Annotated in this window: 1 pseudogene; it reads right to left on the bottom strand. The window is 63.5% G+C overall.

Annotated elements, in window-relative coordinates:
* Nucleotides 1-806: 806 nt before the first annotated feature.
* Nucleotides 807-1,200: pseudogene (locus ACE04A_RS05855) on the bottom strand (M20 peptidase family dipeptidase); the annotation flags it as partial.

Raw genomic sequence — 1,200 nt, forward strand, 5'->3', positions numbered from 1 at the left:
GGGGGACTCCTGGGGCAACGCGTTCGTCGTGGCGTCGTGTCGTGCCGCGTCGGCGACGCGGAATTGCAGGCAAGTCTACCGCAGGGCGGGATTGCCATCATTGGCCGACCGCGACTTACACGCCACGGTTCTCGACAGCGTACTTGATCAGCGGGTCGAGGGTGTCGCACTTTGCCTGTCTTGCGAGGGGCGATCTGTGGTTCGTTGGGGGGGGGCGGTTGATGGGTTACGTGCGTTCGGCACTTGTTTGCGCGGGTCGAGGGTGCCGCACTTCACCCATCCTACGAAGGCGGTCTGTGGGCCGTCGGGTGGATGCTGCTGATGGGTTGCGTGCGTTGGGCACCTGTTTGCGCGGGTCGACATTGCCGCACTTCACCCATCCTACGAAGGGCGATCTGTGGCCCGGCGGGGGGATGCTGCTGATGGGTTACGTGCGGCCGGCACCTGTTTTCGCGGGCCGACGTTGCCGCACTTCACCCATCCTACGAAGGACGATCTGTGACGCATCGCGTGGATGCGGTTGATGGGTTACGTGCGGCGGGCACCTGTTTGCGCGGGTCGACGGTGCCGCACTTCACCCATCCTACGAAGGCGATCTGTGGCCGGTCGGGTGGATGCGGTTGATGGGTTGCGTGCGGCGGGCCTCTGTTTGCGCGGGTCGAGGGTGCCGCCCTTCACCCAACCTACGAATCGCGGTGCGTAATCGTAGGATGGGTGTAGCGCGGCAGGTCCGTCAGAAAAAGAATCGCCGCACAACGCGCGTAACCCATCAAGCAACCTCACATCCCCAAACAATCATTCAACACTCACCCCCGCGACACCGCCGGCGTATTGCCCGCGCCCAAATCCCAATACAAGCCCGTCATCAACCCCAGCGCTTGCCGCAGCAGCTCCGGCGGCAGATGCTCATTCGGCGCGTGCTGCGAACATCCAGGATACGAATGCGGGACCCAGATCGTGCGCAGGCCCAGCACGTCCGTGAAGATGTCATTCGGCAATGATCCACCCAAATTCGGCAGCAACGCCGTCTTCTGCCCCGACGTGCGTTCCAGCGAATCCACCGCCCAGCACACCCAGGCGTCATCAGGATCAATGCGTGTGGCGCGGAACATGGATTCGCGCGTCAGCGCAATCTTCACCATCGGGAAGCCTTCGCGGTCCAGATGGCGGCGTAGCGCTGGGATCAGGTCGTCTGGGTCC

It is taken from the genome of Achromobacter colocynthidis (assembly GCF_057334535.1).